Raw genomic sequence first — 16387 nt, 5'->3', positions numbered from 1 at the left:
CCCCCAGGATGAAGCCCCCCACCAGCCCCCAGAAGGTGATCTTGATGGTCATGAGGGTGCCTTGCTGCAGGTTGGGCCAGGCGTCCCGGATGACTGTCCAGTCGAATTCCACGATGTTCTCCCCTATGGGTGCGGCGGCTGGTGCAGCGCCTAGCCGGACCCGGCGCGCGCCTGCCGGGCCGGGGCGCCGGCCCCGCATGGGCCGGCGGCTCGGTTCAGGACGCGCTCAGGGCTTCTTGCCGAACCACTTCTCGTAGATGGCGTCGTACTGGCCGTTGGACTTGAGCGTGGCCAGCGCCTGGTTCACCTTGGGCACCAGGTCGCTGCCCTTGGGGAAGGCGATGCCGTAGAAGTCGCCGCTCTTGACCGTGCCCACCACTTTCACCCGGCCCTTGCCCGCCGTGTTGGCGTAGTACTGGACGTTGGGGGTGTCGTGCACGGCGGCGTCCACGCGGCCCGTGGCCAGCTCCAGGTAGGCGTTGTCGATGTTGGGAAAGAGCTTCAGCTTGGCGTCGGGCACCTGCGACTTCATGAAGTCCACGGTGGCCGTGCCGGTCTTGACCGCGACGGTCTTGCCCGAGAGCGACTGGGCGTCCTTGATGTCGGTGTTCTTGTCGCTCACCAGGATGGCCAGCCCGCTTTCGTAGTAGGGGTCGGAGAAGTCGATGACCTTCTTGCGGTCGTCGCGGATGGTGATGCCGGCCAGCGCCACATCGATGTTCTTGGTCTGCAGGCCCGGAATGATGCCGTTGAAGTCCATGGGCTGCAGCTTGTACTTGAGCTTGAGCTCCTTGGCGATGGCCTCCCACAGGTCGATGTCGAAGCCCGTGTAGGTATTGCCTTTCTTGAACTCGAAGGGCACGAACGCGGTGTCGGTGGCGACGACCAGTTCCTTGCCCTGCGCCTGCGCGCCGGGAGCGCCGAACAGGAAGGCCGACATGCCGAGCAGCGCCACGGCGATGTTGCGTTTGATCATGAAACTCTCCTCTGCGGGGACCGTCCATGCGGAACCCCGCGGTGATGGTGGGGCATGATTCCTGGGCCGCATCGCGCACGGCAACGCGCGCAGCGACTTACCGGCGATCTTAACGCATCCGTCCCCGCGCGGCAGCGGCGCGTTGAAATTACAATCCAGATGACCTCCGGAGAATCCCCATGGCCTACAAGTACGTGCGCATCGCCGGAAGCCGGCGCGAAACCGGCATCGCCCTGGGCAAGCTCGCCCGCCCTCTCATGGACGCCTATCTCGACCAAAGCCCCACCTGGGAGGCGCTGCGCCCGTGGCGCGGCCATCCGTTCCTGCAGACGCTGGGCGACCAGGCGCGGCAGTCGCTGCCGGCCGTCTGGGAAGAGCTCGAAGGGCTGGCCGAGGGGATGCGCCTGCCGCTCGAAGACGTGCTGCTCTGGAACTGCCGGGGCGACCTGCTGCACAAGACCACCGACGGCTGCACCTCGGTTGCGCTCAAGGCGGCCGACGGCTCGCGCTGGATCGCGCACAACGAAGACGGCGACCCCTTCCTGTATGGCCGCTGCCACCTGGTGGACGTGGCGCTCGACGACGCGCCGGGCTATGTCAGCTTCTACTACCCGGGCTCCCTGCCCGGCCATACATTCGGCGCCAACCGCGCCGGCCTGGTGCAGACCATCAACAACCTGCGCACGCGCCAGCGCCAGCCCGGCGTGCCCCGCATGCTGGTGGCGCGCGCGGTGCTGGACTGCGCCACGCTCGACGACGCGCTGGCGCTGCTCGACAGCCTGCCGCACGCCGGGGGCTTTCACCACCTGCTGGGCAGCGCCCACGACGAACGGCTGCTCAGCGTGGAGGCCATGCCGGGCCTGACCTCCGTGCTGGAAACCGGCGCCCGCTACGGCCATGCCAACCACATGGTGCACGCCGACACCACCGGCCAGCTGCAGGTCGTGACCGACTCGTCCCGCGCACGCCAGCACCGCATCGAGCGCATCGTGGACGGCTGGTCTCCCGGCGCGGGCAGCGACGATCTGCTGGCGGCCCTGTTCGACACCGAGGGCGAGCTGCCCATCCTGCGCACCGCCGCCGACGACCCGGACGAGGAAAACACCCTGGCCACGGCGGTGTTCGAAATCCGCGAAGCCGAGGTCACGCTGCGCGTGTACGACCGCAAGACGCGGGCGGACATCGCGCTGGACGTCATGTCCGACCCTCAATAAGGCCCGTGCGCCGCGGCGGCCCGGGGAGCCGCCGCGCAACGCATTCGCCGCCTACGCCTCGCCGTAGCCTCCGCCTCCGGGCGTCTCCACCACGAACACGTCGCCCGCGCGCAGCTGGGCGCTGTCCTGCGGCCCCAGCGAGGTCACCGTGCCGTCGGCGCGCTCCACATAGTTGCGCCCCAGCGCGCCGGGCCCTCCGCCCGCCAGGCCGAACGGGGCGTAGCGCCGGTTGTTCGACAGGATGGCCGCCGTCATGTCTTCCAGGAAACGGATGCGGCGCACTCCGCCGTCGCCGCCGCGATAGCGGCCCGCGCCGCCGGATCCATGGCGGATCTCGTATGACTCCAGCCGCACCGGGAAGCGGAACTCCAGCACTTCCGGATCGGTCAGGCGCGAGTTCGTCATGTGCGCCTGCACCACCGACGTGCCCGCGAAGCCCTCGTCGCGCGGCCCGCACGCATCGATGCGCACCGGCCCGGCGCCGGTGCCGCCCGAGATGGTTTCGTAGTACTGGTAGCGCGCGTTGCCGAAGGTGAAGTTGTTCATGGTGCCCTGGCTGGCCGCCAGCACGCCCAGCGCGCCGTACAGCGCATTGACGATGCACATGGACGTTTCCACGTTGCCCGCCACCACCGAGGCCGGCGGGTTCGGGCGCAGCATGGACCCTTCGGGCAGGATGATCTCCAGCGGCACCAGGCATCCGTCGTTGAGCGGAATGTCGTCGTTGACCAGCGTGCGGAACACGTACAGCACGGCGGCCACCGCGATGGCGCCGGGCGCGTTGAAATTGTTCTCCAACTGCGGGGACGTGCCGGTGAAGTCCACCACGGCGCTGCGCGCCTCGCGGTCCACGCGCACGGCCACGCGGATCACCGCGCCGTTGTCCAGCGGGTATTCGTAGCTGCCGTCGCGCAGCACGGAAATCACGCGCCGCACGGCCTCCTCGGCGTTGTCCTGCACATGCCCCATATAAGCCCGCACCACCTCCAGGCCGAAGTGGTCGCACATGCGCAGCAGCTCCTGCACGCCCTTCTCGTTGGCGGCGATCTGGGCATGCAGGTCGGCGATGTTCTGGTCCGGATTGCGCGCCGGCCAGCGGCCCGAGCCCAGGATCTCGCGCGCGGCCTGCTCGCGGAATTCGCCGTTCTTCACGAGCTGGAAATTGGTGAAGAGCACGCCTTCGTCTTCCACCGTGCGCGAATCGGGCGGCATGGAGCCCGGCGTGGTGCCGCCGATGTCGGCATGGTGCCCGCGCGACCCCACGTAAAAGAGGATGTCCCTGCCCGCGCGGTCGAACACCGGGGTAATCACCGTGACGTCCGGCAGGTGCGTGCCGCCGTGGTACGGGTCGTTCACCACATAGGCGTCGCCCGGCATCATGCGGCCGCGGTTGGCGTTCATGACGGTGCGCACCGATTCGCCCATGGAACCCAGGTGCACCGGCATATGCGGGGCGTTGGCGATCAGGCGTCCCTGCGCATCGAAGATCGCGCACGAGAAGTCCAGGCGCTCCTTGATGTTGACCGAATACGCCGTGTTCTGCAGCCGGTAGCCCATCTGCTCGGCGATGGACATGAACAGGTTGTTGAAGACTTCCAGCATGACCGGGTCGGCCTGCGTGCCCACGGCCCGGCGCTCGGGACGCGCCTGGACGCGGCGGATCACGAAGTGGTCCTGCGCCGTCAGCTCGGCGCGCCAGCCCGGCTCGACCACGGTGGTCTGGTTGGGCTCCGAGATGATGGCCGGGCCCGCCACCGCGTCGCCGCCCGTCATGTCTTCGCGCACGTAGAGCGGCGTGTCGCGCCACGCGCCCGCGCTGTACATGCGGACCGTGCGGCGCGGCGCCAGCGGGCCTTCGCGGCGGCGCGCGGGCGGCGCCTCGCGCACCGGCTCGCCGCCGCCGGTGGCTTCGACCGAAATCGTCTCCACCACCAGCTCGCGGTCGGGCATGAGGAAGGAATAGCGCTGCCGGTAGCCCGCCTCGAAATCCCGGCGCACCTGCGCCAGCGTGGAATACGGCACCTCCAGCGCGGTGTCGGTGCCACGGTATTTCAGGTGCAGGCGGCGCTGCACGCCGATGTCGTTCTCGGCCACATGCTGGCGGCGCAGCTCGCCCGCCGCCTGTCCGGCCAGCGCATCCAGCTCCGCCTCCAGTTCCTGCATGAGCGCTTCGTCCAGCACTTTCTCGACCGTCTTCTGGCGGATGTCGGTCTGGTCGGCCAGGCCCATGCCGTAGGCCGACAGCACGCCGCCCAGCGGATGCGCGAAGACGGTGGTCATGCCCAGCGCGTCGGCCACCAGGCAGGCGTGCTGGCCGCCCGCCCCGCCGAACACCGTGAGCGCATACTCTGTCACGTCGTGGCCGCGCTGCACCGAAATGCGCTTGATCGCCTCGGCCATGTTGCCCACGGCGATCTCGAGAAAGCCTTCGGCCAGCTGTTCGGGCGTCATCTCTCGCCCGGTGGCTTCGCGCACCTCGCGCGCCATGTCGGCAAAGCGCCGCTGCACCACGTCGCGGTCCAGCGGCTCGTCGGCGTTCGGGCCGAACACCCGGGGAAAGAAGTCGGGCTGGATCTTGCCCAGCAGCACGTTGCAATCGGTCACGGCCAGCGGCCCGCCGCGCCGGTAGCAGGCCGGCCCCGGATTGGCGCCCGCGGAATCCGGGCCCACGCGCAGGCGCGCGCCGTCGAAATGCAGGATGGAGCCGCCGCCGGCCGCCACGGTGTGGATGCTCATCATGGGCGCGCGCATGCGCACGCCGGCCACCAACGTCTCGAATTCGCGCTCGAATTCGCCCGCATAGTGCGACACGTCGGTGGAGGTGCCGCCCATGTCAAAGCCGATGACCTTGGGAAAACCCGCGGCCTCGCTGGTGCGCACCATGCCCACGATGCCGCCGGCCGGCCCCGACAGGATCGCGTCCTTGCCGCGGAAGCGGTGCGCGTCCGTCAGGCCGCCGCTGGATTGCATGAACATGAGGCGGATGCCCGGCAGCTCGCTGGCGACCTGGTCCACATAGCGCTTCAGGATGGGCGACAGATAGGCGTCCACCACCGTGGTGTCGCCGCGCGACACGTACTTGATGAGCGGGCTGACCTCGTGCGAGGCCGATATCTGGGTGAAACCGATCTCGCGCGCGATGCGCGCGGCGCGCTGCTCGTGCCCGCCGGCGTGCCAGGCGTGCATGAAGACGATAGCCACCGCGCGGATGCCGCGGTCGTAGGCCGCCTGCATGTCGCGCCGCAGCGCCTCCTCGTTGAGCTCGCGCACCACCGAGCCGTCGGCCGCCACGCGCTCGTCGGCCTCCACCACCTCCTCGTACAGCATCTCGGGCAGCGCCACGTTGCGGTCGAACAGGCGCGGCCGGTTCTGGTAGGCGATGCGCAGGCCGTCGCGGAATCCCCGCGTGGTCACCAGCAGCGTGCGTTCGCCCTTGCGCTCGAGCAGCGCGTTGGTAGCCACGGTGGTGCCCATCTTGACGCATTCCACCCGCTCGGCGGGCACGGGCTCGCCGGGCGCGAGGCCCAGCAGCTTGCGGATGCCCGCCACCGCGGCGTCGCGGTACTGCTCGGGGTTTTCCGACAGCATCTTGGCGGTGCTCATGCCGCCGTCGGGACGGCGCGCCACGATGTCGGTGAACGTGCCGCCACGGTCGATCCAGAATTGCCACTTCATGAATAATTCCTCGGAAACAGGGGAAACGCCGCGTCGCGGCGCGTTGGAGGCGAGTTAGAGGGAGGTGGCCGCCCGCGCGGCCTGGTCGTACAGGCCCGACAGCGCGCGCAGCGCATGGGCAAGCTGGCGGCTGAATTCCAGCCCGCCGCTGCCCGGCGCCTCCAGGCCGGAGGTCAGGCATTGCTCGCGGATCTCGGCATAGCGCTGGATGATCTGCGCGCCTTCCGGCGTGACGCTGTAGAACACCTCTTTGCCGCTGCGCTGGCCGCGCACCATGCCCAGCCGCTCCAGCTTCTTGAGCGAATAGCTGACGATGTGGGTGTCCTCGACGTTGAGCGTGAAGCAGATGTCCGCCAGCTTTTTGGGCCGCTGGCGGTGATAGACGTGGTGCACCACCATCACGTCGGTGGGGGTCAGGTCGGGCAGTCCGGCCGCGGCCATGCACCGCACCGTCCAGCGGTTGAAGGCGTGGCTGGCGATCATGAGACCGAATTCCACTTCCGACAGATCCGGCGCGCTGCCGCCCGCGAGATGGGCGGAAGACGCAATGAGGGGCTTGGCCATGAGGGCGTGCGATGCGAATTCAGATTCGCAGAATACTAATAATTTATCGACGTTTTCTCAATAAAAAATCGTTGTACGGCGGACCGGATCACCGTTTTCGAGGGTAATCCCCAGGATGCCGCGGGTATCGCGGCGACGTGGAGGGCCGGGCGGAGATTCAGGCGGCGGCCCAGGCGGCGGGCATGTGGGCGCGGATCAGCGAGCCCGCGATGGAAATGCGCGGCGCGATCGGCGGCATGGCGTCGCCCGGCCCGAACCAGCGCGCGTCGGCGATTTCTTCCGGCTGCACGCGGATGTCGCCCGAAACGTAATCGGCCGTGAAGGCCACCATGAGCGAATGCGGAAACGGCCAGGGCTGGCTGCCGAAGTAGCGCAGGTTGCCCACTTCCAGCCCCACCTCTTCGTAGACCTCGCGATGCACCGTCTGCTCGATGCTCTCGCCCGGCTCGACGAAACCGGCCAGCGCCGTGTAGCGCGTGGCCGCGACGGCCGCGTGGCGAGCCAGCAGGATGTGGTCGCCGCGGCGCACCAGCACCATCATGGCCGGCGAAATGCGCGGATACGCGGAGAAGCCGCAGGCCGGGCAACGCATGCAGAACTCGGCCGCGGCGCGCTGCATGGGCGCGCCGCAGGCGCCGCAATAGCGGTGCGTGCGGGCCCATTCCGCGATCTGGTAGGCGCGGCCGGCGAGCGCGATGCGCTGGTCGTCGAATTCGCCGAACAGGCTGCGCAACTTGCGAAAGACGTAGCCGTCGGGCGCTTCGAGCTGCGGCGGCACGTGCGCCGTGCGATAGGGCGAGCCCTGCTCCAGCCAGACCGGCTCCAGCGACACTTCCAGGCGGGCGCAGACTTCCTCATCGGGAAATCCGCCGGCGTCCAGGCGGACCAGCAATTCGTCGCGGCGAAATATGAAGTTCACGGATGTCCCATGTGCAAGCGCGTCAATGGCGGAATCTTAGAAAAAAACGCGGCGGCCTGCACGGCCCGGTCCGCGCGCCGGCGACGGCCTCGCATCCTAGGAATTACCCGTAATTGCGTGGACTCGCGGCCCTGTGCGCCCATCCGGCAACATAGAATGGCAGCGCTTTTTGCAGCGCGCCGTTTGCGCCGCCCTTTGTTTCGCAATGCCCGCGGGCGTCCGCCCGCCTTCACCCATTTGCAGAGAAGGACCGTCCATGTACAAGAAAATCTCGCTGCTGGCCGGCAGCGTCGTCCTGGCTTTCAGCGCGGGGGCCCAGGCCCAGACCAAGTGGGACTTGCCCAGCGCCTATCCCGCCAGCAACTTCCACGTCGAGAACCTGAACACCTTCATCAAGGACGTGGACACCCTGTCGGGCGGCAAGCTGAAGATCACGCTGCACAACAACGCATCGCTGTACAAGGCGCCTGAAATCAAACGCGCCGTGCAGGGCAACCAGGCCCAGATCGGCGAGATCCTGCTGACCAACTTCGCCAACGAAGATCCGCTCTACGAACTGGATGGCCTGCCCTTCCTGGCCACGGGCTACGACGCCTCGTTCAAGCTCTACCAGGCGCAGAAGCCCTTCCTGGAGAAGAAGCTCGCCTCGCAGGGCATGATGCTGCTGTACGCCGTGGCGTGGCCGCCGCAGGGCATTTTCGCCAACAAGGACATCAAGCAGATCGCCGACATGAAGGGCCTGAAATGGCGCGCCTACAGCCCCGTCACGGCCAAGATCGCCGAAATCGTCGGCGCGCAGCCCGTGACCGTGCAGCAGGCCGAGCTGGCCCAGGCCATGGCCACCGGCGTCATCGACTCCTACATGTCCTCGGCTTCCACCGGCTACGACACCAAGACCTACGAGTACATCAAGAAGTTCTACGACACGCAAGCCTGGCTGCCGAAGAACGCGGTCCTCGTGAACAAGAAGGCTTTCGACGCGCTCGACCCCGACACGCAGGCGGCGCTCAGGAAAGCCGGCGCGCAGGCGGAAGAGCGCGGCTGGAAACTCTCGCAGGAAAAGAACAAGTGGTACCAGCAGGAGCTCACCAAGAACGGCATGGAAATCATCCCGCCCACGGTGGAACTGAAGGAAGGACTGGGCGTGGTGGGCAAGCGCATGCTCGACGACTGGCTCAAGAAGGCCGGCGCCGACGGCCAGGCCATGATCGAAGCCTACCGGAAGCAGTGACATCGCCATGCGCCGTTTCCTGGATGGTCTTTATGGCGCGGCCGGCCTGCTGGCCGCGCTCTGCACCGTGGGCGTGCTGGTTTCCGTGCTGGCCGCCATCATCGCGCGCCAGCTCAGCCTGAACATACCCGGCACCGACGCCTATGCCGGGTATTTCATGGCGGCGGCGGGCTTTCTGGCCCTGGCCAGCACGTTCAAGCACGGCGAACACATCCGCGTGACGCTGGTGCTGAATGCGCTGGCGCCGGCCAACAGCCGCCGGCTGGACATCTTCGCGCTGGCGGTCGGCTGCGTGCTGGCCGCCGCCTTCGCCTACTTCAGCGCCAAGCTCGCCTACGATTCCTGGCAATTCAACGACATCTCCACGTCCAACGACGCCACGCCGCTCTGGATTCCCCAGGTCAGCATGGCCGCGGGCACGGCGCTGTTCCTGGTCGCCCTGGTCGACGAGCTGGTCCGCCGCCTGCGCGGCTTCGCCGCCGCCACTTCGCAGCAAACCCATGAATGAAATCCTAGTCATCACCCTGCTCGTCGTCTCGATCTTCGCGCTGCTGGGCTGCGGCGTCTGGGTCGGCCTGACGCTGGCCGGCACCGCCTGGATCGGCATGGAGATCCTCTCCAGCCGCCCGGCCGGCGACGCCATGGCCGTCACTATCTGGGGCGCCGCCTCCAGCTGGACGCTCACCGCCCTGCCCCTCTTCCTGTGGATGGGGGAAATCCTGTTCCGCACGCGCCTGTCCGAAGACCTGTTCAAGGGGCTCGCTCCCTGGCTCAACCGGCTGCCCGGCCGGCTGCTGCACACCAACGTGATCGGCTGCGCGATCTTCGCCGCCGTGTCGGGTTCTTCGGCGGCCACCTGCGCCACGGTCGGCAAGATGACGATCCCGGAACTCACGCGCCGCGGCTATCCCGAGGAGAAGATCCTGGGCACGCTGTCGGGCGCGGGCACGCTGGGCCTGCTCATCCCGCCTTCGATCATCATGATCGTCTACGGCGTGGCGGCCGACGTGTCGATCGCCCGGCTCTTCATCGCCGGCATCGTGCCCGGCATCCTGCTGGCCCTGCTCTTCATGGGCCACATCGCCTGGTGGGCGGTCCGCAACCCCGGCGAGGTGCCGCAGGCCGACCCGGGCCTGACGCTGCGCCAGAAGCTCTCGCAGTCGCGCCACCTCATCCCCGTGCTGCTGCTGATCGGCGCCGTGCTCGGCTCGATCTACGCCGGCATCGCCACGGCCACCGAGGCCGCGGCGGTGGGCGTGGTGGGCGCGCTCATCCTGTCGGCGCTGCAGGGCTCGCTCACCCGTTCGAGCTTCATGCAGTCGCTGCTGGGCGCCACCCGGCTGTACTGCATGATCGCGCTCATCCTGGCGGGCGCGCAGTTCCTCACGCTGGCCATGGGCTATATCGGCCTGCCGCGCGCGCTGGCGGAATGGATCGGCGGGCTGGGACTGTCGCAGTTCTGGCTCATCATGGCGCTGATGGTGTTCTTCATCGTGCTGGGCTGCTTCCTGGACGGCATTTCCATCGTGGTGCTCACCATGGGCGTGCTGCTGCCCACGGTGCAGGCGGCCGGCATCGACCTGATCTGGTTCGGCATCTTCATCGTGTTCGTGGTGGAGATGGCGCAGATCACGCCGCCGGTGGGTTTCAACCTGTTCGTGCTCTCGGGCATGAGCGGGCGCGAACTGCCCTATATCGCGCGCGCCTCGCTGCCGATGTTCTTCCTCATGATCGTGGCCGTGCTGCTGCTGTACGCCATGCCCGGCATCGCCACCTGGCTGCCGCAGCACATGAAGCTCTGACGCGGGGACCGTGCCGGCCCCGCTCACGGGAAACGCGCCTTCGGGCGCGTTTCCCGTTTTCGGCGCCTGTAAACCCGGGAAAACGCCAAAGCCCTGATTGCCCCGAAACATTCGTAACTTTTTTAGAATCCCGGGGGCGTCCACGCTGCACCATGGCGGTGCGGCGTCCTGTCAGCGCCGGGCCACGAACCTGGCGCATTCCAAGATTCCCCGAAGGAGCACTGATTTGAAACGCATCGCACTTTCCCTGGCCCTGGCGGGCCTCGGGCTGGCGGCCGGCACCGCCAGCGCCGAAACCAGCGTCACCCTGTACGGCATTGCCGACGTCAGCGTGCGCTACCTGAGCACCAGCTCGGGCAGCGTGGGCCAGGACGGCAGCCGCGTCTCGCTGGAAAACGGCGCCATCTCCAACAGCCGCTGGGGCCTGCGCGGCTCGGAAGACCTGGGCGACGGCATGCGCGCCTTCTTCCGCCTGGAAAACGGCTTCAACATGCAGAACGGCAATGCCTCGGCCTCGGGCAAGACCTTCGGGCGCCTGGCCTACGTGGGCCTGGACGGCGGCCAGATCGGCACCCTGACGCTGGGCCTGCAGAACACGGTCATGTTCGACCTGCTGGCCGACTATTTCGACCCGCTCACCGTCGGCAACTATGACCAGAACGCCTGGCTGCCGGCCGCCATGTCGCGCGTACGCAACAACAACACGTTCCGCTACGCCAACACGCTGGGCAATCTCGCCGTGATGGCGTCGTGGGCCAACGGCGACGAATGGGGCGACAAGAAGGCCGGCCAGCAGTACGGCGCCAGCCTGCGCTACACCCTGGGCCAGTTCGCCGTGGGCGGCGCCTACCAGTACACCCGCGCGGCCACCGATTCGGACCAGCGCCAGCGCGTCTGGAACCTGAACGCCTCCTACCAGTTCGACGGCGCCAAGGTCTTCGCCGGCTACTACAACGGCCGCGACGAGACGGGCTGGGTCAACGGCGTCATGGGCGGCACCACCACCGCCGCCCTGGACCGCCGCGACAACGGCTACTTCGCCGGCGTCACCTGGCAGGCCACGCCGCGCTGGGCCATCACGGGCGCGGCCTATTTCGACCGCAGCCGCAACGTGGTCGAGGAAGGCGACAAGGGCAAGCGCTACGCCCTGGTGGCCGTGGCCGAGTACTCGCTGTCCAAGCGCTCGCAGCTCTACGGCACCGTGGACTGGAACAAGGTGAGCGACGCGACCCGCGGCGAGATCGCGGGCAAGAGCAACCAGGTCGGCGCCGCCGTGGGCTTCCGCCACATCTTCTGATCGCCGCCGGGCAGGCACAGAGGGCGCGGGTCATCCCCGCGCCCTTTTCTTTTGCTTCACATGCCCAGGTAGGCTTTGCGAACCTCGTCGGAGGCGGCCAGTTCCGCGGCCGAGCCGGAGAGCGCGATGCGCCCGCTCTGCATCACATAGGCGCGCGAGGCCACCTCCAGCGCCTGCGCCATGTTCTGCTCCACGAGCAGCACGGAAAGCCCGCTTTCGCGGTTCAACGCCGCCAGCGCGTCGAACACCTGTTCGACCAGCAGCGGCGACAGGCCCAGGCTGGGCTCGTCGATCAGCAGCAGGCGGGGGCCGCTCATGAGCGCGCGCCCGATGGCAAGCATCTGCCGCTCGCCGCCGGACATCGTGCCCGCCAGCTGCGCGCGGCGCTCCTGCAGGCGTGGAAACAGCGCATACACCTGGTCCAGGCGCTGCCGGTACACGCTTTCGTCGCGCACGGTGTAGGCGCCCAGGCGCAGGTTCTGCTCCACCGGCTGGCGCGCGAAGACGCGCGCGCCCTCCGGAATCATGGCGATGCCCTGCACGACCAGCTTGTCGGGCGGCGTGCCGGTGATGTCGCGCCCTTCGAAGACGACGCGGCCTTCTTTCGGGCGCACGGCGCCCACGATGGCCAGCAGCGTGCTGGACTTGCCCGCGCCGTTGGCGCCCAGCAGCGCGGTGATCCCGCCCTGCCGCACTTCCAGCGACACGCCCCGCACGGCCTGCACGCCGCCGTAGGACACGCTCAGGTTCTCGACTTGCAGCATCGGATGCTCAGGCACGGTGCTTTCTCCCCAGATAGGCTTCGATGACGGCGGGGTCGTGCACCACTTCCTGCGGGGTGCCCTGCGCGATCATCTGGCCGAAGTTCAGCACCAGCACGCGCTGCGCCAGCCGCATCACCACCTCCAGTACATGCTCCACGATGACCAGCGTGACGCCGGCGGCGTGGATGTTCTTCAGTATTTCCGCCAGGGCGATGGCTTCGGCCTGGTTGAGGCCGCCCGCCACCTCGTCCAGCAGCAGCATGCGCGGCTCGGTGGCCAGGGCGCGAGCCAGTTCCACGCGCTTCTGTCCCGCCACGTTCAGCTCGGCCGCCTTGACGCCGGCGCGGTCGGCCAGCCCCACCAGGTCGAGCACGCGCGTCGAAGCCTCGCGCGCGTCGGCCAGGCGCGGATGCCGCAGCAGCGCGCCCACCATGGCGTTCTCCAGCACCGTCATCTGGCCGAAACTGCGCGGAATCTGGTAGGTGCGCACCAGGCCCATGGCCGCCACCTGCTCGGGCTTTCTGCCCAGCATGGACTGGCCGTCGAACGTGACCGTGCCCGAGGTGGGCGCATGGTGCCCGACCAGCCCGTTGAAGAGCGTGCTCTTGCCCGCGCCGTTGGGCCCGATGATGGCGACGATCTCGCCCGCCCGCACCGAGAGTGAAATGTCCTTGTTGGCGACCAGCCCGCCGAAGCGCTTGGTCAGGTTCTTAACTTCTAGCAGAGCCATGCCGCCTCCCCAGAGTGACCAGGCCGCCCGGCAGGAACAGCGTAACGAGCAGGATGGCGAGGCCGAAAACGAGCAGATCCAGCCCCAGCCCCGAACTGCCCCACAGCACGCGCGTGCCCTCGGACAGCGGCAGCAGCAGCGCGGCGCCCAGCCAGGGCCCCAGCAGCGTGCCGACGCCGCCCAGGATGGCCACCAGCACTACCTGCACCGACATGGTGAGGCTGAACATGGATTCCGGATCGATGAATCCCACGTACATGGCGAAGAAGCCGCCCCATACGCCGGTCATCCCGGCCGACAGCACGAACGCCAGCATCTTGTAGCGGTCCGCCGGCACGCCCAGGCTGCGGGCGGCCGCCTCGTCGCCATTGATGGCGCGCCAGTAAAAGCCCGTCTTGGAGTGCACCAGGAAGTACGTCGCGCAGAACGTCAGGAACGCCAGCGCCACGGCAATCCAGTAGTACGGCACCTTGCCGCGGAACAGCAGCATCCAGGGCGCGTCGCCGATGGGCGCCTCCAGGCCCACCGCGCCGCCCGCCCAGTCCCAGTTGACCATCAGCAGCAGCCCGATCTGCAGCAGCGCGATGGTGGCCATGGCGAAGTAATGGCCCGACAGCCGCAGCGTAGGGCCGCCCACCAGCCAGGCCAGCAGCGCGCTGATCAGGCCGCCCAGCGGGATGCCGATGAGCGGCGTCAGCTTCAGGTGCTGCAGGAGCAGCAGCGTGGCGTAGCCGCCCACCCCCACGAACACACTGTGCCCGAAGGAAATGCGGCCCAGGAACCCCCCCACCAGGTTCCAGCACGCGCCCAGCGCGCCGAACATGATGGCCAGCAGCAGCACCTGGATGGTGAAGGCATCGGTCACCGCCAGCGGCACCGCCGCCAGCGCGACGGCGAGCGCCGCCGCCACGGCCAGCGGCCATTTGGGCGTGAGCGCCCGGGTTGTGTCGGTATGCGTCGTCATGGTCGTCTCACCACCGTCCGAACAGGCCGCGCGGGCGATACCACAGCACCAGCACGAACAGGATGAAAATGCTCACGGTCTTCAGGGCGGGCGCCACGAAATAGCCAGTCATGGCCTCGATGACGCCGATCAGCACGCCGGCGATGAATGCGCCCGGCAGCGAGCCGAAGCCGCCCATGCACACCGCCACGAAGGCCAGCAGGCCGAACACAGTGCCCACCGAGGGAAACACATAGAAGAACGTGGTGAGCAGCGCGCCGGCCAGGCCGACCGCCGCGCTGCCCAGCATCCAGACCTGGGCATTGACGCGGTCGGGCGAAATGCCCACGAACGCGGCAACCTGCCGGTCTTCCGCCACGGCCTGCAGGGCATGGCCCCAGCGCGTGCGGTACACCAGCACGAAGAGCGCCACCACGACCGCCAGCGCGACCAGGCCGGTCACGACCTGCGGGCGCCCCAGCGAGATGCCGGCGAACGACACGCTGCCGGACACCAGCGTGTCGGGCAGGCTGCGGTAATCCGGGCTGAACGCGATGAACGCGATCTGGCGCAGCACCAGCCCCAGGCCGAAGGTCGCCAGGATGACGGCCATGGGCGGCCCCTTCTGCAGGCGCCGGATGATCAGCGCATACGCCAGGAAGCCGACGAAGGCCAGCAGGATGGCGACCAGCGGCGCCGACATGGTGGGATCGAGGTGGCCCAGGGTGTAGAGCCAATAGGCGGCATACATGCCCAGCATCAGGAATTCGCCGTGGGCGAAATTGATGACGTCGGTAATGCCCCAGATCAGCGCCAGCCCCACCGCCACCGCGGCATAGATCAGGCCGTTGAACAGGCCTGCCGAGAGAGCTTCGAACATGGTTTGCTCCTGCGGCGGGGCCCCGCGCCCCACCGCGGCGGTCGAGGTTTATTTCCAGGAGAACGGCAGCGTGGGCAGGGTCTTGTCGGCGCGGTATTTCTCCGGCCAGACGGTCTGGTAGGACGCGCCCTTGAGCTCCAGGATCAGGCCCGACCCCTTGGTGTTCTGGCCCTTCTCGTCGAATTTCACGCCGGCCCAGGGCATGGCCACCTGGCTGTCGTTCAGGTCGGTGGCGGCCAGCGCCTTGCGGATGGCTTCCGGGTCGGTCGAGCCGGCGCGGTTGATCGCGTCGGCCAGCACCAGCACGCCCTGCATGGAACGCGCGTTGTTGCCGTTCAGATCCTTGCCGGTCTTGGCGTGGTACATGTCGTTGATCTTCTTCAGGCCCGCCTTGGCGGCGGCCACGTCATTGCCCCACACGTCGCGCGTGAGCACGCCCTGCACCTGCGGGCCCACTTCCTGAACGAAGCGCGAGTCGATGAAACCGGCGTCGTTGGCCAGCAGCACCGGCGGCGCATACTTGCTCTCGCGCATGGTGCGCACGAACAGCATGGCGTCGGACGTGTAGCTCGCGAAGATCGCCACGTCGGGCTTGGCCGCCGCCAGCTTCTGCACTTCGGCCGTGACCGAGGCCGAGCCGGCGCTGTAGGCGATGTTGGCCACCACCTGCCGCTTGTACTGCTTGGCGAATTTCTCCACCGCCTTGTACGTGTTGACGCCGAAATCGGTGTTCTCGTACACCACCGCGATCTTGGCGGTGGGCACGGCCTTGATGCCGTCCAGGAACTGCATCATGTTCTCGACGAACGTGTCGTCGTTGGGCGAAGTGCGGAAAAACCACTTGTAGCCGCGCTCGGTCAGGTCGGGGCTGCTGGATTCGCCGTTCAGGTAGGGAATACCGCGCTGTTCGGCGATGCGGCTGGCGGTCTTGGTCACGGCCGACTGGTAGGCGCCCGTCAGGGCCACCACCTTCTCCTGGTCGATCAGGCGCTGGGCGTCGGCCAGGCCCACCTCGGGCTTGCCCTGCGAATCGCCGAACACGACCTCGATCTTGGCGCCGCCGAGCTTGGGCAGGCCGGCGCCGGCCGCCAGCGGTATGCCTTCCAGTTCGGGATGCGGGTTGTTGATGATGTCCACGGCCAGCTCCACCGCCGCCTTGATCTCGGCGCCGGTCGAAGCCAGCGCGCCGGAAAGCGGATAGATGGCGCCGATGCGCACGGTTTTGTCCTGTGCATGGGCGGACACCGCGGCCAGCATTGCCAGACCCGCGGCCACGCCCGCGACGAGCTTCATTTTCATTACGACACTCCTGGAAAAATCCAACACTGAAACGCACTGCTCTGCGCGGGATGCGGACCCCGTGCGGAACTTCCGGAAACGGGCCCGCGCGGC

At 67.9% G+C, this 16387-nt stretch carries 14 protein-coding genes and 1 pseudogene; 5 read left to right on the top strand and 10 right to left on the bottom strand.

The genetic code is table 11. The features are described 5' to 3' along the window. Positions 1–112: pseudogene (glnP, locus tag NGJ44_RS20830) on the bottom strand (glutamine ABC transporter permease GlnP); the annotation flags it as partial. 114 nt (positions 113–226) lie between these two features. Beyond that, positions 227–976: a glutamine ABC transporter substrate-binding protein GlnH gene (gene glnH, locus NGJ44_RS20825; protein ID WP_053244430.1), complete on the bottom strand. Its 750-nt coding sequence runs from the start codon at positions 974–976 to the stop codon at positions 227–229. Between the two features lie 179 nt (positions 977–1155). Here glnH and NGJ44_RS20820 point away from each other — a divergent pair, with 179 nt between their 5' ends. Next, complete coding sequence (locus NGJ44_RS20820) at positions 1156–2190, top strand: C45 family autoproteolytic acyltransferase/hydrolase (protein WP_251865555.1); 1035 nt, start codon at positions 1156–1158, stop codon at positions 2188–2190. A 51-nt stretch (positions 2191–2241) separates the two neighbouring features. Here NGJ44_RS20820 and NGJ44_RS20815 read toward each other — a convergent pair whose 3' ends face one another. From NGJ44_RS20815 to nudC, 3 genes are all read right to left on the bottom strand, one after another. Continuing rightward, positions 2242–5865: a hydantoinase B/oxoprolinase family protein gene (locus tag NGJ44_RS20815; RefSeq protein ID WP_251865553.1), complete on the bottom strand. Its 3624-nt coding sequence runs from the start codon at positions 5863–5865 to the stop codon at positions 2242–2244. A 54-nt stretch (positions 5866–5919) separates the two neighbouring features. Next, the gene (locus NGJ44_RS20810) at positions 5920–6429 is read right to left on the bottom strand and encodes a winged helix DNA-binding protein (RefSeq protein WP_053244427.1); all 510 of its coding nucleotides are present in this window, start codon (positions 6427–6429) and stop codon (positions 5920–5922) included. Between the two features lie 157 nt (positions 6430–6586). Beyond that, complete coding sequence (gene nudC / locus NGJ44_RS20805; RefSeq protein WP_053244426.1) at positions 6587–7348, bottom strand: NAD(+) diphosphatase; 762 nt, start codon at positions 7346–7348, stop codon at positions 6587–6589. Between the two features lie 256 nt (positions 7349–7604). On the opposite strand from nudC, the gene NGJ44_RS20800 reads away from it, so the two are divergent. The 4 genes from NGJ44_RS20800 (at position 7605) to NGJ44_RS20785 (ending at position 11678) form a co-directional block, all read left to right on the top strand. Next, positions 7605–8579, top strand: coding sequence for a TRAP transporter substrate-binding protein (locus NGJ44_RS20800; protein WP_053244425.1), 975 nt, complete (start codon positions 7605–7607; stop codon positions 8577–8579). Positions 8580–8586: 7 nt separating this feature from the next. Next, complete coding sequence (locus NGJ44_RS20795) at positions 8587–9087, top strand: TRAP transporter small permease (RefSeq protein ID WP_251865551.1); 501 nt, start codon at positions 8587–8589, stop codon at positions 9085–9087. Next, positions 9080–10381: a TRAP transporter large permease gene (locus NGJ44_RS20790; RefSeq protein WP_053244423.1), complete on the top strand. Its 1302-nt coding sequence runs from the start codon at positions 9080–9082 to the stop codon at positions 10379–10381. The genes NGJ44_RS20795 and NGJ44_RS20790 overlap by 8 nt, the downstream gene beginning before the upstream one ends. 226 nt (positions 10382–10607) lie before the next feature. Then, on the top strand, positions 10608–11678 hold the full coding sequence (locus NGJ44_RS20785; RefSeq protein ID WP_053244422.1) for a porin: 1071 nt from the start codon (positions 10608–10610) through the stop codon (positions 11676–11678). Between the two features lie 56 nt (positions 11679–11734). Here NGJ44_RS20785 and NGJ44_RS20780 read toward each other — a convergent pair whose 3' ends face one another. The 5 genes from NGJ44_RS20780 to NGJ44_RS20760 are packed head-to-tail and all read right to left on the bottom strand — an operon-like array spanning position 11735 to position 16294. Continuing rightward, a complete protein-coding gene (locus NGJ44_RS20780; RefSeq protein ID WP_053244421.1) occupies positions 11735–12442 on the bottom strand; it encodes an ABC transporter ATP-binding protein in 708 nt (235 codons plus the stop codon). Positions 12443–12449: 7 nt separating this feature from the next. After that, positions 12450–13172, bottom strand: a complete 723-nt coding sequence (locus NGJ44_RS20775) for an ABC transporter ATP-binding protein (RefSeq protein WP_251865549.1) — start codon at positions 13170–13172, stop codon at positions 12450–12452. Continuing rightward, positions 13153–14136, bottom strand: a complete 984-nt coding sequence (locus tag NGJ44_RS20770; protein WP_053244420.1) for a branched-chain amino acid ABC transporter permease — start codon at positions 14134–14136, stop codon at positions 13153–13155. The genes NGJ44_RS20775 and NGJ44_RS20770 overlap by 20 nt, the downstream gene beginning before the upstream one ends. A gap of 7 nt (positions 14137–14143) precedes the next feature. Continuing rightward, positions 14144–14995, bottom strand: a complete 852-nt coding sequence (locus tag NGJ44_RS20765) for a branched-chain amino acid ABC transporter permease (protein ID WP_053244419.1) — start codon at positions 14993–14995, stop codon at positions 14144–14146. A 48-nt stretch (positions 14996–15043) separates the two neighbouring features. After that, positions 15044–16294 (bottom strand): ABC transporter substrate-binding protein, encoded by a 1251-nt coding sequence (locus NGJ44_RS20760; protein WP_053244418.1) that lies wholly within the window; start codon positions 16292–16294, stop codon positions 15044–15046. Between the last annotated feature and the right edge of the window lie 93 nt (positions 16295–16387).

This window comes from Achromobacter sp. Marseille-Q4962 (genome assembly GCF_943737005.1).
In the GTDB taxonomy this organism is placed as follows: Bacteria; Pseudomonadota; Gammaproteobacteria; order Burkholderiales; family Burkholderiaceae_B; genus Achromobacter.
This window is presented reverse-complemented; position numbering and strand designations above follow the sequence as displayed.